Consider the following 15,792-nt stretch of genomic DNA (forward strand, 5'->3'; position numbering starts at 1 on the left):
AGCATTTGTAGTATTGTAAGGATTTTGATGAATAGCTATTTTTAGCGAAAATCTGTTTATGAGGTACGTCTTAATGTTATTTTTCTTTTTATTGTTTATTGGCCAGTCAATAGGGCAGGGCATAAGTATTATTAAGGAAACTTTCGACAACAATAATATTGGGCGAATTGCTTATAGTAATAAAATGAACAAAGATTCTATCGATTATGGTTTTGAGAACGGTAAATTTATTTATGAGAATTTTAGTCGTAAAAATGGGTCTATTCGCTGGGTCACTTATAACTATGGCCTAAGTAGTGCTGCAAATACCAGTTATAAAGCATCATTGGTTCAGTTATCCGGATTGGATAATTATGGATATGGGATTGTATTCAATGCTGAAAATTGGGAAAATTCTATCACTTTCTCTGTGTCAGCTAACGGATACTACATTATTGTTTATAGAATTGCCGGTATTACTACCAATCTTTCCAATGGCTGGGTAAAATCTTCATTAATAAAAACAGGATTTAATGTAATCAACGATTTGGCAGTTGAGAAAAAGGGTAAGAATTATGAGTTCTTTGTAAATGGGGTTTCTGTAAAATCTGCAATGATCAACTTGAATAAGTTTACTCCTAATTTTGGCATTTTGTCGAATGGCGGGATGAAGGTTGCGTTGGAGAGTTTTGAAATTAATCAGTGGTTGGATCGTCCGGATTTAGTTGGCTTTATTAAACCAGGGTATTCGCCAATGATACTATTCCCTGTAGCTTCCAGGCCAATACCAACTATCTCAAAAAAGCCTGAATCATTTAGAGTAGTTGATAATAAATTCAGGGGTTTCTACGGAATCAAGGATAAAGAAGGATATCGTATTGTTGATCCTGTTTTTAAAAGTGTATATATAGAAGATGATTTTTTGATTGCAGGATTAGAAAAGGCATATAGTACTGGCGTTTATGATTTAAAAGGAAATACCATTATTCAGCCAATAATGAAAAGTATTGCTGCAACTAAGTTTAAAGGAGCTATGTATTTTATTTGTGAAACAGAAAATGGATTTCGTGGATTGATCGATCAGCATGGTAAGACCATTCTGCCTTTGATATATTCTTATCTGGATGTAATCTCTGATGGTTACCTCTATGCTAAACAATACAATGGCTGGGGCGTAATTGATTTAAGCGGGATACCTCAATTTACTCCTGGAATATTTGATGATAATCAGGAATTCGAAAAGAAAAGTTTTCGAAACCCTGTTCTTGCTAAAAACGGGAAGGTACCTGTTAAAGCCAAGCCTGGTGATGGAGGAAAAATGGGATTAATGGATTTTAAAGGCAACTGGGCTTTGCTCCCCAAATATCTTACTCTTTCCAATGCTGATACCAATCAATACTATATTGCTTCGATTGTTAAGCCAGGAGATAGTAAACGATTGGTTTACGGAGTTATTGATCAGACAGGAAAAGAGATCATACCATTTAAATATTCTACTATTTATTCTGCAGGTAAAAATTATGTAGTAGCAGAAGGAGATGACCCCTTTGAAAATGATTTAATTAAGACCAATGATTTAAATCAAACCGATTCATGGAATAAGTTTTTGGAAGGAATGTATATTAAAGAAAATCGTAAATGGGGATTACTGGGTCCAAAGGCTGAGGTTTTGATTCCATTGAATGACGCCAATAACATACTTGTTTCCAGTGATCCAAATATATTAAACATTGAACAGCGAAAGAAGGATGGTGAACTAAGAGAGCTCAAGTTTTACTCTCTTTTTGATATGAGTAAAAGGCTAATGACCAATTTAAGTAATTATGATGGGTTTATTTTTGATTCTGCAAGATTGGCTGGTAAACCCAAACAAGTCTATCGGTTGTTATTTCCTAGTTTTAATCTTGGTTTATTGAATATTGCCAAAAGCCAGAAATGGGGATATGTAGATAAATCTGGAAAAGTTGCCATTCCTTTTGAATATGATTTTGCAAGCGCTTTTGGTACCAATGGAACGGCTCTTGTTAAGAAAGGTGCTGAATGGTTTTACATTAATACAGCTGGAAAAAGAATTCCTGATGCGGAAGCAAGTGAAGCTATACTTGAAAAATTGCTTCCGCCCGTTCGACCGGGCACTTAATAAAATACTTGCTTTTATCGGGGGGTAAAAGCAAAACGGCCCGATGAAAATCGGGCCGTTCTATTTGTAGGTATTAGAAAGATTATCCTTCTACTACTTCAAAGTCAATTTCAGTGTTGTTTCCGTTACCGAAGTCGATAGTTGCTTTGTAGCTTCCCAACTCTTTAACTTCATCAACAATGTTGATACGCTTACGGTCAATTTCATAACCTTTCTGGTCACGAATAGCACGTGCAATTTGTAAAGAAGTAACAGCACCGAAGATTTTGCCACTTGTACCGGTTTTAGCACCAACTTTAACAGGAGAAGATTTTAATACTTCTACTACTTTGTTGATTTCAGCCAGCATAGCAGCTTCTTTCTTAGCTTTTACCTTTAACTTTTCTTCTAATTGCTTCAAATTAGAAGGGCTTGCTTCAACAGCAAACTTTTGAGGAATTAAGTAGTTACGAGCGTAACCGTTCTTAACGGTAACTAGTTCGTTTTTGCCACCTAAATTGTCTACGTCCTGAATTAAGATTACTTGCATCTTGTTTTGATTTAGTCCCAGCGCCCAATCAATGATAGTTGATTTGACTGTCTCGATTATTGCTAAACGATTAGGGATGGTTAACTAATATTTCTATTTTAATAAGTCAGTAACATAAGGCAATAAAGACATCTGACGAGCTTTTTTAACAGCATCAGTTACTTTACGCTGGTACTTTAAAGAGTTACCTGATAAACGACGAGGTAATAATTTACCTTGTTCGTTAATGAACTTCTTTAAAAACTCAATATCCTTATAGTCTACATATTTAATACCGTACTTCTTGAAACGACAGAATTTCTTCTTAGGCTTCTCCTGCTTAATCGCGGTAAGGTATTTGATTTCATTCTTTGCCATGATTATGCTTCGGTTTTTTCAATTTTAGGAAATCCGCCATTTCTCTTGGTATAGTTGTACTCGACGGCGTATTTGTCAAGACGGGTTACCATGTGACGCATAACTTGCTCGTCACGTAAAAGCTGAATCTTCAACTTTTCAATTCCTTCAGCAGGAAGAGTAAATTCTAAAACCCAGTAGATACCTGTGGTTTTCTTTTGAATTGGGTAAGCCAAAGACTTTAAACCCCAAGGATTGCTGTGAACGGTAGCACCGCCCAGTTCAGTGATAATGTCCTGGTATTTCTTCTGAGCAGACTTAAATTCGTCTTCAGAAAGAACCGGAGTAAAAATCACCATCAATTCGTAATTGTTCATTACTTGAATTTTTTTGGTTAAAAATTGGTTTTTTCCCAGTGGATTCCTGCAAGCAGGAAAATCTGCCAAATACAGATTTGGGGCTGCAAAAGTAGGAAGAATAACCTTTTTAACCAAATTAACGGCCTGCCAATTCAATCATGGTGCTCAATTCTGACACTAATTTGTCGATATTGGAGTCTCCGCCCACGCTTTTAAACCTGATTTTCCCCGTTTTATCCAGAATAAACTTGGTAGGTATCCCGTCTACTTTATAGGCAGAAACCACTTTATAGGTGTCAGATGCATCTTTTTCGTCATACAATACATTGAAACTGTATTTGTTTTTGGCAATAAATTCAGAAACTTCCTTTGTTCTTTGTTCCATGGTTTCCTGGCTTTCCCAGGTGTCTATGAATAAAAAGGCCACATTAGGATCATTCTTATACTTATCAAGTGCTTTTTGCATACCTGGGAAAGACGCGATACAAGGTCCACACCAGGTTGCCCAGAAGTCAATTACTACTACTTTCCCTTTTAAATTGGCCAATTGCACTTCCTTGCCTTCCAGATTTTTCAGTTTAAAATCAACGGAAGGCTGATCAATTATTTTCTTCAGCATTTCTTCTCTTGCTTTTAAAGAAGCTGCTTTGCCCAATGTTTGCAACTTGTCATTGGCTGCCGTTTCAGAGCCCAGTTCTTTAATCAATGCCGATTTTAGAACTTCTCTTGTTTTGCTACCCGCTGTATTTTTTTCTACCAACGGACTCAGGTCGGTAATTAATTTGGAATTGCTCAATACCTTTTCAGCAATTTCCGCATAACGGTCATTGTACTCACTGTTAGCCCAATTATTGATTTCGCAGCCTTCCATAGCATATTTCAGAGCCGTTGTATAATCTTTCTTTTTGAATAAAACATAGGCGTAAGTATCTGCATACATTCCGAAAGTAGACTTTCTGCTTTCTAACCAAAGATCATTGGTGTAAAAGTCCGGTTTGGGCTGTGTTGGATTTTTAAGTTCGTTCTCTGCCCATACTATGGATTCTTTGGAAAGCTGTGCGGCTTCCGCAATCAATGTATCTTTCTTATAAGCCCAATCCCAGGCAGTATTATTGAAAAGAGAAGCTTTGTCTTCCTGTGACAGTGGTGCACAATACTGCAGAAATTTTTCCATATTGAATGATTTTGCCTGGTTGGCATAGCTTTGCGCAATGGACTGATAACCCCAATTATATTGGTTCTTGGTTCTTTCGTCTTTCGCTGGAAAATCAGTGACAATTTTATCCAGCGTCTGCTTTTTGTTATCCAGGTCTTTAATGGTATTCAATGTCATTAGCGCCTCCCTGACCTTCCAATTTCCATTTGGATACTTGGTTTTCATCTGACTGGTAATTTCCTTGCCCAAGTCATTCTTTTTAATTGCATTGGCAAACAAGGATAAATTGTAATAATCTTCTTCTTTTACAGAAGGATGATTACGAATTTGTTTGGCTAAATCTTCAAAACTACTGTCCAGCATTTTACGGTTGGCTTGATAGTTAACATTGAAATATTGATTGAATAGCTGATTACGGTGCTTCGGAAATGCAGCCCACTCCTGATTAATTAACGCACTGGCTTTGTCAGGGTTGGGTTCTATACCCAGGTAGTATTCTCCCAATCCACTGTACACACTGGCCAGTGCATGTTTGGCACCCAATACAGGCTTACCCGTTTTATCTTTAATAGAGATGATATACCCCTTTTTTCTGTTGCTCTCAAAGACAGAACCTTCTTTCACCATAAATGCCAGTGCTTTGGCAGTTTTTGGTACCACAAAAGAGCCTGTATACAGTCCATTTTTTCCGACGATAGGTTTTATTTCTATCACACCGTTTTTATTGTCCAGAAAGTTAAAATGGAAAATGGCCAACTTCGGTTCAGTTTTACCCGGCAAGTCAGTGCCTTTTGCATTGTAGGTAAATCGTACGCTTTGACCAGGCTGTGGATTTTGCGGCTGGTACGTAAAATTTTGCGCAACTACTGCTTGGGTAAAAAGAAGCAGTGCAAATAATCGGAAGACTCTAAACATAAATGATTGATTAAATGAGGTTATAAGTTACTCATTTAATCAATCATCAAATGTTAAATATTAATATATATTGTAAACCAATGACTTAATTTCTTTTATCAGCTGCATAGGCAGCCAAATGAGCTACATAAGCATCCAATGCAACACTGGCAGCTTCCTTGAATTTGGGAACGTCCATATTGATACCATATGAATAGGTAAGTTTGCTTATGGCATTTTGTTTTAGCTTACCATCAATCATGATGCCATTGGTTAAATCTGTAATGTAGTCGTTGGTTTTTGAGTAAATCAGTTTGTCTGCATCTTTTCCTACGTATAACTCAAAATTGATGTATCCATAATCCGGACCCGCAATCTGATTAGGTACATCATACCAGAAAGGATTGGCATAAGTAGTGAATCTCATGATAGGATCAAAGTCAAAATTGTCGGTGTATTCAGTTGTGTATTTATACTTTCTGTCCCAGTTTATAAAATAGGGTTCCAATACCGGAGAAATATTCACCACAATCATGTCTTCCTGATTGGCCAGTCTGGCGTGTGCTCCACCATTGAATTTGGGGAATTTAAACACCGGGCGTTTGCCGGAAGGGAAGGTTCTGATAGCAACTCCGAAATCTTTTGAGAAAAATTCCTCATCTTGTTTTTTGGTTGTATTCTCCATCAGTTTTTTGTACAAGTCGTTTTCTGTTAGTGAATTTGGATCTACTATCGTATATCCCAGTTCTGCGAATTTGTCTTCCAGTTTTTTTCTGAACAAGTCCGCCAGTTCATATCCTACATCCATAGTTAAGTTTCCTAAATAAGTATGTAATGTATTGGTCCCTTTCTGGTTTTTTGAAGTAAATGATTGTGTTCTGATGCCCAGGTTTACACCTAAAAAACAAATCTTCTTGGCTCTTTTAAATGGATTTTTATAATCCTGTGCGATATAAGCTTTTTCAAAATTTTTCAAATTGACTTCCTGTGCCTGTATAACAGAGCAGGCAATGCCAAAAATCAGCAATAGCATAATTCTTTTCATGAGTTTCATTTTAATGATTCAAAACTCATGTACTATTTCTGGATAATCAATACGAATAAATACGTATTTACCTGTTCATCATCTTCTTCGAATAACAATATAGGTTGGAAAGTGATCACTGAAACCACCTCTGTATTGGTTCCCATCCCAGGTGCGCATGGGATAACCTTTGTACTTGCCCGTATTTTCTAACATATAAGGTTGTTGAAAAATGACGGCTTTTACATATTCCCATTTTTTGCTTGAGCTATCTTCTGGAACTAACCATGGTTTTGAAACTAATATCTGGTCGAACAGACCCCATACATCTCTGTTGGCAAGGGTCCCGAAACCCTTTTGATAAAAAGCAATCCAAGGGTTATATAAAACCTGGTTATTAGCAAGTTTTTGATTGCCGGTTGCACCCAATACATTCAGTATACTAGGGTCAGTCGGGTTATCATTCAGATCACCCATAACAATAATTTTGGCTAATGGGTCATGAAAACGAATTGAATCCATATGTTGTCTGCAGGTATTGGCAGCAGCTGCTCTTGCCGGTGCACTTCTTTCTTCACCACCTCTTCTGCTGGGCCAGTGATTTACATAAATATGAATGGTCTCTCCGCTCAGTTGTCCTTTCACATATAGAATGTCGCGTGTGTAATAAGCGTCCTTGCTGCTTCCGGGCAAATTCACCTGTAAGGTTTGAGCGGTGTAGGGATGGAAAAAATCTGGCTGGTATAATAAGCCAACATCAATCCCCCTGGCATCCCTGGAATCAAAATGAATAAAATGAAATTGTTTGTTGCGCAACATAAAATGATTCACCAGGTGATTGAGTACGGTGTCGTTTTCCAGTTCTGCAACCCCAATAATGGCCGCTCCCCGCGGGTGATCGGCTGTTCCCAATTGATTGAGTACATAGGCAAGTTTAAATAGTTTATTCTGGTAAATGCTGCCTGAATAATTTTTAGTTCCCATAGGTGTAAATTCATCGTCGTTCACCAATGGATTATCAATCGTATCGTATAAATTTTCAAGGTTGTAAAAACCAATCACCGCTTTTTCAACTGGCTTTTTAGGTTGACGGTATAAGAGTAAGATTACAACAATTATATTAATCCATTTCATCCAACAATTTGTAGTAAAACGAATCAAATAAGAACCGTATGAATACGCTTTTTTCAGGGGGGATTACAACTGTTGTTTTCAGGTAGTTCGCTCAATTTTTTCAGAAGGCTTTATGGTCTCACTCAGACATATTAGTTTTAGGCTGTTTGTAATTCCGCAAGTATTTCAGTATGCGGAAAGGGTTGTTCACTTTCATTGTTTTCTGGATCAATTTCCAAGCATTCGTACGGCCTGAAATCAAGGCACAGGTTAAACCTGCTGAAGCCCCTTTTGTAAAAAAGAATCAGTGGGTAGACAGTTCTCTGGATAAAGAGGGGTGGAAATATTTTAAGGATCAGTATGTGCAGGATTTTACAGAAGAAGAGGGAGAATCTTTGCCCACAGCTGTTCCTTCTTTACTTCAATCGGGTAAAGATGTATTCAGTGCATTAACAGGGTTCAGTTTCAGTGTGCGGAGATTTAAACCCAAAGGGCTTTCCAACAGACATTTTTTACAGTTTGTACAGGATATTAATATCAGTCAACTGTCCGACGGTAGTATCCCCTGGGCAAGCTGGGGAGGACTCAATGAAGTAACAGGAAACCAACAACTGTTTGCTGGCCTGCGAAATAATGAATATCAGTTTGGCGCTGCGGGGAATGCTGTTTTTATGCAGCTGAATGCAGCAAAATTATTTCCTCAGACAACTTTTACGCACAATATCTCTAATCGAAATTATCATCATCGGTTTGCCTTTACCAAAGTGTGGAATACAACTAAAACTGGATGGACGATTGCGCATTCCTTTTCTTTTAAATCGGGAAAGGGCGGGCTGTATCCGGCTAATTCTTTTGAAGGGATTTCCTATTTTCTTGCCATTGATAAACAGTTTAAAAATCAAAACTGGTCTTTGATTTTGTTCGGTAACCGGCAGTTGAATACAAGAACTTCTGCAGTTACTGAGGAATTGATACAATTAACAGGGAATAAATTGTATCAGCCTGGATGGGGTTGGTACCAGGGTAATATAAAGCAAGCCAACTGGCAGTTTCAGCATCAACCTGTTGTAGTATTATCACAATCTTATCAGATTAGTCCGATTGTTAAGCGAGTGAGTTCCTTTCTGTTTAGCAGTGGAGAGAAATTCAACAGGGGACTGGATTGGTACAATGCTCCGGATCCCAGACCGGATTATTACCGTTACCTGCCCTCTTTTTATAAGGATTCTGTTATGCAAAATCAGATTACTCATCATTTGCAAAGCCATCCTGAGCAATTACAATTGAATTGGGAAACCATGTATCAAGCGAATCAGCAAAGTACAGCAGAAAAAAGGGCCAGGTATTTTATAGATGATAAAGTTGAGCGGTCCACCAAACTGGCTTTTAATATCCGTTATCAGATAGATTATAGTTCTTCCCTTAAACTGCTTTTTCAATCTCAGTATAAGTGGGAGCGTTATCATTATTTTAAACGCATGCACGATTTAATGGGCGCTGCTTATTCGGTTAACTGGAATCAGTTTGCCGAAGACGATCCCAATGCAGGAGTGGCCATACAGAATAATTTGAATCATCCTGATCAATTGCTTCAGGAGGGTGATCAATGGGGATACAATTACAAAATGCATTTGCAGCAATGGGTAGGGCTGGCACAGCTGGTATATATCTTACCTAAATGGGATTTTTTTACTGCTGTTGAATACAGTAGCACACAATATCAGCGGGAAGGGCTGTATAGAAACGGATTGTTTCCCATGCGCTCCTATGGTCCCTCCGAAAAAGAGGGTTTTAAGAACTGGCAAATTAAGTCGGGACTCACTTATAAACTCAATGGAAGAAACTATGCGTATTTACATGTAATGCTGGCTTCTAAACCACCGCTAGCCAATGATATCTATCTTTCACCCAGAGTAAGTGCACTCAAACATCCTGCTATTGAAAATGAATCTTTTCAAATGTTGGAACTGGGATATATACTCAATGCTCCTTCTCTCAGAATACAGTTCAACGGTTATTATCATCAAACAGGTAATGCCATGGATGTGATGAGTTTTTATCACGATGGATACAGAAACCTGGTTAACTATGCCTTATCAAACATCAGTACAAAAGCATTGGGGCTTGAGTTGAGCGCATCCCTTGAATTGCGGGGAGGATTTTCACTAAACTCAGCTATCAGCCTGGGAAAGTTTACCTATAGAGAGCGCCCAATGTATCGAATCATGCCTGACAATGCTGTATTTGAAACAGAGAAAGGAATGCTTTTCATCAAGGGCTATCCACTGGCAGGAATGCCGGCTTTGGCATTTTATCATGGGCTATCGTATCGGTTAAATGGAAATGTATTTTTAAATATCAGTGGTTCATTCCTGGGGCCACAATTTCTGGCGCTGAATCCCTTGCGACGTTCTTCCTCTGCAATCAACAGCATGACTGCTGCTGAAATAGATAGCTGGACAAATCCCTCTGTTCTCCCTTCCGTTTACATTTCTGATCTGTCTCTGGGATACAGTTTCAGGCTTTACAAAAACAGCAAGGGCAAGTCTTATGTTTTGCAATGTTTTTTGGGCGTAAACAATTGTTTAAATCAAACTTTCATCACAGGCGGATTTGAACAACTAAGGATGGATTTAACCGGACAGGATCTGAATCGGTTTCCCAATAAATATTATTACCGGCAAGGGCCTCTTTATTCATTGAGTTTAAAATGGAAATTATGAATCAGGGTTATGTACAAAAAATGAATCAGCTGTTTTTCTTTTTGTTTGTTTGCTGCTGGGCCTGCACCAGAAACAGGGAAGTGCCTCCCTCTTCTGTTAGGGCTACCGAGCTTGTGAATACTTCATTAAAGGGTATTTACAATACCCATATTGCAGGAAATGCAGAGCAGTTTATTAACAATGAAGTCATTACAGGAATTGTAACTGCAAACGATGCTACGGACAATTTTTATAAGTCCATTGTTATTCAGGATAGTACCGCAGCCGTTACGATTAAACTGGATGGCTTCAGTTTGTCAGCCTTATATCCAATTGGTTTGAGGGTTGTTGTTAAGTTGAATGGAATGTGGATGGGAGAGTATGGTGGCATGTTGCAACTGGGTGGTGGAATAGACAGGTCCGATCCCCAGTTCCCCTCTATTCTTCCATTGCCAGCGTCATTGTTTCAGAAGCATATTGTTCCTGTGGATATTCAGAAAATGCCTGAACCTTTAGAGGTTGGTTATGATCAGTTACATGATTCGCTGCACAGCAGACTGGTTAAGCTTAATCAGATTCAGTTTGCAGAGAATGATACTGCTTCTTATCTGGGTGATTGGATTAATAAAGCCACCAATAGTTTGTCGCTTAAATATTGTACCGGTGGAACCGTTTATTTAAGAACCAGTGGCTTCGCCAAATTTGCAAAACAAAAATCCCCTAAGGGAAGTGGAAGCATCATTGGAATTTATTCTGAGTTTGGCTCGCAGCGTCAATTGATGATACGAGATACAAGTGATATGTTTTTTGTAGTTAGTAGATGCAATAGCAATAATGGAAACAATTTATTTTTTGAAGATTTTGAGCAGTATCCCATTCAATCCACCGTATCCATTCCGCTTTGGCAGAATATTCCTGAACTGGCTAAACAGGATTTTCAGATTCAGCAATTTCAGCAAAATTCATTTGCTTCGGTAACCGCCCTGGGTTCACAGGAATCAGCCATTTGCAGCTGGCTCATATTACCCCCTCTGCAATTGAATAATAGTACCAATGAGCAACTAAGCTTTTTAACAAGGGATGCATTTGACAATGGAGCATCCCTGGAAGTATTGTTATCTGCCAATTACGACGGTAAGGGTCAGCCCTGGAAAGCCAAATGGCAGCCATTGAAAGCCAATATTGCCAATGGGGCCAGAAACGGAATAGGTGCCAGCTGGGTTAAATCGGGTAATATTTCTTTGCATGGTTTTAAGGGGCAGGTTTATATTGGATTTCGTTATACCGGTTCTGATCCGGCCAGTTCAACAGGGAAAAGAAATACCAACTTCTGGGTAGATGATGTTAAAATTTCAGGTCAATAAAGCCTTTATTAGCTGAAACCCTTATTGTATATGGATTTTTGTTAACTTAGTACTATGTTAACCGCAACCGATTTAACGGGAGAGGAAACGCAAGACAAAAAAAATCCAAGATTCCTCCTGCTCATGCTGGCGCTATTTATCATGGCCGGTATTGGGTATGCTGCGTTCTGGTGGATCCAACAGAAAGAAAAAATTGTCCCAATAGTTAAAGAGGAACAGGTGGTAGATGAGTCTGCTCAGGCCTGGTACGAAGAACAGCGTAAGTTGATGGAAGCACAGATGAATATTGCGCCGCTTACAGATTCAGCCAATAATAATGACTCTACTCTACAAGCATCTGTTCCGCAGAGTGATTCTGTTGCAATTGAAGCAAGTACAGCAAAGGCAGAACCGATTGATATTAGAGAACGGACTCCGGAAGTAGCGCCAGCAATTGCGAAACCTTCAATTACAAAACCAGCTGCAGTTGAACCCGCAGCGGCAAGACCAACAGTAACCAAACCCGCTATGGTTGAACCTTCCGTGGTAAAGCCAACAGTAACCAAAGCCCTGGAGCCCAGACCTGCAGAACCCAAGCCCACTCGTATCAGAGAATCTTATCCCTCTGAAAATAGTGAAAGGGTAGAAGCTCCGCGAAGAAAAACAGAAAGAAAAGTAGACGACAATGTCAGGAATAAGTCTGCTGTTCAATACTGGGACGAGCAGACTATTCAGCAAACCTATAACGGCAGTATTCCCCCAACCAACAATCGCAGACCTGCCAATCAGTATAATTATTCAGAACCAATTGATAAGAATGCTGCTTATCAGGAATCCAGATATGATAAGTCAGAAAGAACGGATTCGCGATCGGAGCGGAATGCGGTAAAAGCAGAGCCTAAACCCTTAGCACAACCCAAAAATGATTTCTCTTCCGTAATGATTACCCGCGATGAACTGGAAGAATTTATGCGTCAGTTTCCTTATAAAAAAACCACCATTCAGTTTGTTACTTATAACAGACCTACAGAAGGAACGGAAGCCATTAAAGCCCAGATTATTCAATTTCTGAAACAACAGGGCTATACCGATATTGAAGTCAATTGGAATATCTGGCTAGACCATACCCCGGTAAGGGAAGTACATTACGGGAAATATGGATTAACCGGGGCTTGTTTTTATATCCCAGTCCTTAAATAGACAAAATCTGTCAAAATTTTCCTTTTTAAAACACGGGAACTCCTTTATTTGACATCCTGTCAGCGGTTCTTCATTTGGTACTTTCTTTGCTAATTCATGGAAAAAACATTGATATGCAAAAAGGACAGATACGCGTACAAACGGAAAACATCTTCCCGATTATTAAGAAATTTCTTTACAGTGATCACGAAATCTTCCTAAGAGAACTGGTAAGTAATGCTACCGATGCTACCCAGAAAATCAAGACCCTTTCTTCCATTGGAGAAGCAAAGGGTGAATTAGGGGATTTGCGCATTGATGTTATATTGGATGCAAAAGAGAAAACCATCACCATTGAAGACCGTGGGGTGGGAATGACCAAAGAAGAAGTTGACAAATACCTGAATCAGGTGGCTTTTAGTGGTGCGGAAGAATTTTTGACCAAGTACAAGGATGCCAATATTATCGGACATTTTGGATTGGGTTTCTATAGTGCTTTTATGGTGGCTTCCAAAGTAGAGGTAATTACCCAGAGTTATCAGGATGATGCTGCTACTGTTTACTGGAGTTGCGATGGCAGCCCTGAATTTGAATTGTACGAAGTTGAAAAAAAGCAAAGAGGCACACGGATTATTTTGCACGTAAATGAAGAGAGTGCAGAATTTCTGGATGCGTTTAAATTAAAAGGTATCCTTGAAAAATTCTGTAAGTTCCTTCCTGTTCCTATTTACTTCAAAGATCAAAATGAAGAAGTAAAAAAGGAAGATGAAATAACAGAAGAAAAATCCATAAACAATACCAACCCAATCTGGGTTAAGAAGCCTAATGAATTAACCAAGGAGGATTACGAAAAATTCTATCGTGAATTGTATCCATTTGGCGAAACACCATTATTCTGGATTCACCTGAATGTGGATTATCCATTCAATCTTACAGGCGTTTTATATTTCCCTAAAATCAAGCAGAGCTACGAAATTCAGAAGGACAAAATTCAGTTGTATTGCAACCAGGTTTTTGTAACGGATGAAGTAAAAGACATAGTGCCAGAATTTCTGATGTTGTTACATGGTGTAATTGACAGCCCGGATATTCCGTTGAACGTGAGCAGAAGTTACTTACAGGGTGATCCTAATGTTAGAAAAATCAATGCACATATCACCAAGAAAGTAGCCGACAAACTGGAAGAAATTTTCAGAAACGAACGTGCTGAATTCGAACAAAAATGGGAGAGCCTGGGCTTGTTTGTTAAGTATGGTATGATGACCGATGACAAGTTTCTGGAAAAGGCAAACAAGTTTCTGGTAATGGAAAATGTAGATGGCAAGTTCTTCACTTTGGATGAATACAAAGCAGCTACAGAAGCCACTCAGAAAAACAAAGAAGGTAAACATATTGTATTGTACACTACCAATCCGGTTCAGCAGGACGCCTATGTGCAGGCATGTAAGGCCAAAGGATATGAAGTAGTTAAAATGGAAACCCTTGTAGATGCCGCATTCCTGAATACCATGGAAATGAAATGGGAGAACATCAGTTTCGTAAGAGTAGATGCGGATATTGTAGACAATCTGATAGACAAGCAGGAAAGCAATGAGTCTGTTTTGTCTAAAGAGGAAACCGAACAGCTAAAGAATTTATTCACGCTTCAGATTCCTGAACTACACGTAACCACGGAAGTAAAAGGATTAAGTACAGATACTCCTCCGGTGATTGCTACCAGACCAGAGTTTATGCGACGTATGAAAGATATGGGTGCTGCAGGTGGCGGCATGACTGCTTTTTATGCCCAAATGCCCGATGAAGTAACTTTAACGGTGAACGGAAACCATCCGGTGTTTCAGACGATCCTGAAAGAATCCAATGAAGCTGTTAAGACCAATCAGGTAAGAAACCTGGCAGATCTGGCTTTGTTGTCTCAGGGGTTACTGAAGGGAGCAGAACTGACGAATTTTATTAATCGTTCTGTACAGATGATGCAGGGAGGAGGTCAATAACTTTTAGTTGCAAACTGGTATTTCCTTGCCATTCATTTTCATCAATGGTAAATACCAGATCAACAGGCTGATTATTTTGTAGGTGTATCATTTTTTCTCCCAGATTGAATCCAATCCCGGATAAAATTTTATCACCTTGTTTCACTACAACACGAAGATGCAGGTCTTTTACCACTTTGGAATAGCCTGCATCTTTTACATTTCTGGCAATGAATACAGGTTTCATATTATCGGGTCCAAAGGGCTCCATCTGCCTGATGATATTGTGAAATTTTTCTGTAATGTCTGCAAATTGAATCTCAGCATTGATAACAATTTCCGGGATGAGCAGTTCTGGTGTTATAGTGTTTGCAACCACCTCTTCAAATGCCTTCTTGAAATTTTCAATCTGATCAATTGCAAGCGTCATGCCTGCTGCTGCAAAATGTCCGCCATATCCTAACAGGTATTGTCTGCAGGCATGTACTGCCTCGTACAAATTAAAACCCGCAACACTTCTTGCACTTCCTGCTGCATATTCACCACTACGGGTAAGGATGATGGTGGGTCGGTAATAGGTTTCAATTAATCTGCTTGCTACAATTCCTACAACCCCTTTATGCCATTTTTCATTGTATAATACCGTTGTCTTTTTTTGGTCGTTTAAAGGATCTGCCTTTAGCATTTCCATTGCATCTATGGTAATGGATGCATCTGCTTCTCTTCTGTCTGAATTGTCACTATGTAATAGTTGTGCTAATGCAGTTGCCTGTGCGGAATCTTTCTCTATAAATAACTGAACTGCTTTTTTAGCATCATCCATTCTGCCTGCTGCATTTACCCTTGGTGCAATAACAAAAACAAGATTTGTTAAACTCATAGGTGTTTTTGCATTGGCCAGTTCCATCAATGCTTTGATGCCTATAGAGGGGTTGCTATTTACTTTTTGTAAACCCCAGTAGGCAAGTGTTCTGTTTTCGCCGGTTACCGGAACAATATCTGCTGCTATGGCAATGGAAACCAAATCCAGGTATTGCAGGTACTGCTCTTCAGGTAAACCAAGTT

Annotated in this window: 12 protein-coding genes; 5 read left to right on the forward strand and 7 right to left on the reverse strand. The window is 38.9% G+C overall.

What is annotated here, in order from left to right; translation table 11 throughout:
- Positions 1 to 58 precede the first annotated feature (58 nt).
- Positions 59 to 2,119 carry a WG repeat-containing protein gene (locus tag P767_RS0100740; protein WP_084799798.1) on the forward strand — a complete coding sequence of 687 codons (2,061 nt, stop codon included), beginning with the start codon at positions 59 to 61 and terminating at the stop codon, positions 2,117 to 2,119.
- Between the two features lie 82 nt (positions 2,120 to 2,201).
- Here the strand turns inward: P767_RS0100740 and rplI are convergent, their stop codons facing one another.
- The 6 genes from rplI to P767_RS0100770 all read right to left on the reverse strand — a co-directional run bounded on the left by rplI (position 2,202) and on the right by P767_RS0100770 (position 7,551).
- Positions 2,202 to 2,648 (reverse strand): 50S ribosomal protein L9, encoded by a 447-nt coding sequence (gene rplI / locus P767_RS0100745; protein ID WP_026752392.1) that lies wholly within the window; start codon positions 2,646 to 2,648, stop codon positions 2,202 to 2,204.
- A 93-nt stretch (positions 2,649 to 2,741) separates the two neighbouring features.
- The gene (rpsR, locus tag P767_RS0100750) at positions 2,742 to 3,005 is read right to left on the reverse strand and encodes a 30S ribosomal protein S18 (protein WP_026763011.1); all 264 of its coding nucleotides are present in this window, start codon (positions 3,003 to 3,005) and stop codon (positions 2,742 to 2,744) included.
- Between the two features lie 2 nt (positions 3,006 to 3,007).
- Entirely contained in the window at positions 3,008 to 3,361 is a 354-nt protein-coding gene (rpsF, locus tag P767_RS0100755) for a 30S ribosomal protein S6 (RefSeq protein ID WP_026763012.1), read from the reverse strand.
- Between the two features lie 118 nt (positions 3,362 to 3,479).
- Positions 3,480 to 5,414 carry a TlpA family protein disulfide reductase gene (locus P767_RS0100760; RefSeq protein WP_026763013.1) on the reverse strand — a complete coding sequence of 645 codons (1,935 nt, stop codon included), beginning with the start codon at positions 5,412 to 5,414 and terminating at the stop codon, positions 3,480 to 3,482.
- 85 nt (positions 5,415 to 5,499) lie between these two features.
- Positions 5,500 to 6,438: a hypothetical protein gene (locus P767_RS0100765; RefSeq protein ID WP_026763014.1), complete on the reverse strand. Its 939-nt coding sequence runs from the start codon at positions 6,436 to 6,438 to the stop codon at positions 5,500 to 5,502.
- A gap of 78 nt (positions 6,439 to 6,516) precedes the next feature.
- Positions 6,517 to 7,551, reverse strand: coding sequence for an endonuclease/exonuclease/phosphatase family protein (locus P767_RS0100770; protein ID WP_026763015.1), 1,035 nt, complete (start codon positions 7,549 to 7,551; stop codon positions 6,517 to 6,519).
- Between the two features lie 170 nt (positions 7,552 to 7,721).
- On the opposite strand from P767_RS0100770, the gene P767_RS0100775 reads away from it, so the two are divergent.
- The 4 genes from P767_RS0100775 to htpG all read left to right on the forward strand — a co-directional run bounded on the left by P767_RS0100775 (position 7,722) and on the right by htpG (position 14,748).
- On the forward strand, positions 7,722 to 10,253 hold the full coding sequence (locus P767_RS0100775) for a TonB-dependent receptor (RefSeq protein WP_026763016.1): 2,532 nt from the start codon (positions 7,722 to 7,724) through the stop codon (positions 10,251 to 10,253).
- Positions 10,250 to 11,596 (forward strand): DUF5689 domain-containing protein, encoded by a 1,347-nt coding sequence (locus P767_RS0100780; protein ID WP_157611292.1) that lies wholly within the window; start codon positions 10,250 to 10,252, stop codon positions 11,594 to 11,596. The genes P767_RS0100775 and P767_RS0100780 overlap by 4 nt, the downstream gene beginning before the upstream one ends.
- 54 nt (positions 11,597 to 11,650) lie before the next feature.
- Complete coding sequence (locus P767_RS17380) at positions 11,651 to 12,775, forward strand: hypothetical protein (protein ID WP_026763018.1); 1,125 nt, start codon at positions 11,651 to 11,653, stop codon at positions 12,773 to 12,775.
- 113 nt (positions 12,776 to 12,888) lie between these two features.
- Entirely contained in the window at positions 12,889 to 14,748 is a 1,860-nt protein-coding gene (gene htpG / locus P767_RS0100790; RefSeq protein WP_026763019.1) for a molecular chaperone HtpG, read from the forward strand.
- On the opposite strand, the gene P767_RS15160 is transcribed toward htpG, so the two are convergent.
- A partial coding sequence (locus P767_RS15160) for a single-stranded-DNA-specific exonuclease RecJ (protein ID WP_245586806.1) occupies positions 14,708 to 15,792 on the reverse strand: 1,085 nt, incomplete at its 5' end. The two genes, htpG and P767_RS15160, sit on opposite strands and share 41 nt — an antisense overlap.

The sequence above is a fragment of the Sediminibacterium salmoneum NBRC 103935 genome, assembly GCF_000511175.1.
In the GTDB taxonomy this organism is placed as follows: Bacteria; Bacteroidota; Bacteroidia; order Chitinophagales; family Chitinophagaceae; genus Sediminibacterium; species Sediminibacterium salmoneum.

What these genes read in the sequence shown, in the direction of transcription:
- P767_RS0100740 (WP_084799798.1), top strand. Translation starts at nt 59, where the DNA reads ATGAGGTACGTCTTAATGTTATTTTTCTTTTTATTGTTTATTGGCCAG.
- rplI (WP_026752392.1), bottom strand. Translation starts at nt 2,648, where the DNA reads ATGCAAGTAATCTTAATTCAGGACGTAGACAATTTAGGTGGCAAAAAC.
- rpsR (WP_026763011.1), bottom strand. Translation starts at nt 3,005, where the DNA reads ATGGCAAAGAATGAAATCAAATACCTTACCGCGATTAAGCAGGAGAAG.
- rpsF (WP_026763012.1), bottom strand. Translation starts at nt 3,361, where the DNA reads ATGAACAATTACGAATTGATGGTGATTTTTACTCCGGTTCTTTCTGAA.
- P767_RS0100760 (WP_026763013.1), bottom strand. Translation starts at nt 5,414, where the DNA reads ATGTTTAGAGTCTTCCGATTATTTGCACTGCTTCTTTTTACCCAAGCA.
- P767_RS0100765 (WP_026763014.1), bottom strand. Translation starts at nt 6,438, where the DNA reads ATGAAAAGAATTATGCTATTGCTGATTTTTGGCATTGCCTGCTCTGTT.
- P767_RS0100770 (WP_026763015.1), bottom strand. Translation starts at nt 7,551, where the DNA reads ATGAAATGGATTAATATAATTGTTGTAATCTTACTCTTATACCGTCAA.
- P767_RS0100775 (WP_026763016.1), top strand. Translation starts at nt 7,722, where the DNA reads ATGCGGAAAGGGTTGTTCACTTTCATTGTTTTCTGGATCAATTTCCAA.
- P767_RS0100780 (WP_157611292.1), top strand. Translation starts at nt 10,250, where the DNA reads ATGAATCAGGGTTATGTACAAAAAATGAATCAGCTGTTTTTCTTTTTG.
- P767_RS17380 (WP_026763018.1), top strand. Translation starts at nt 11,651, where the DNA reads ATGTTAACCGCAACCGATTTAACGGGAGAGGAAACGCAAGACAAAAAA.
- htpG (WP_026763019.1), top strand. Translation starts at nt 12,889, where the DNA reads ATGCAAAAAGGACAGATACGCGTACAAACGGAAAACATCTTCCCGATT.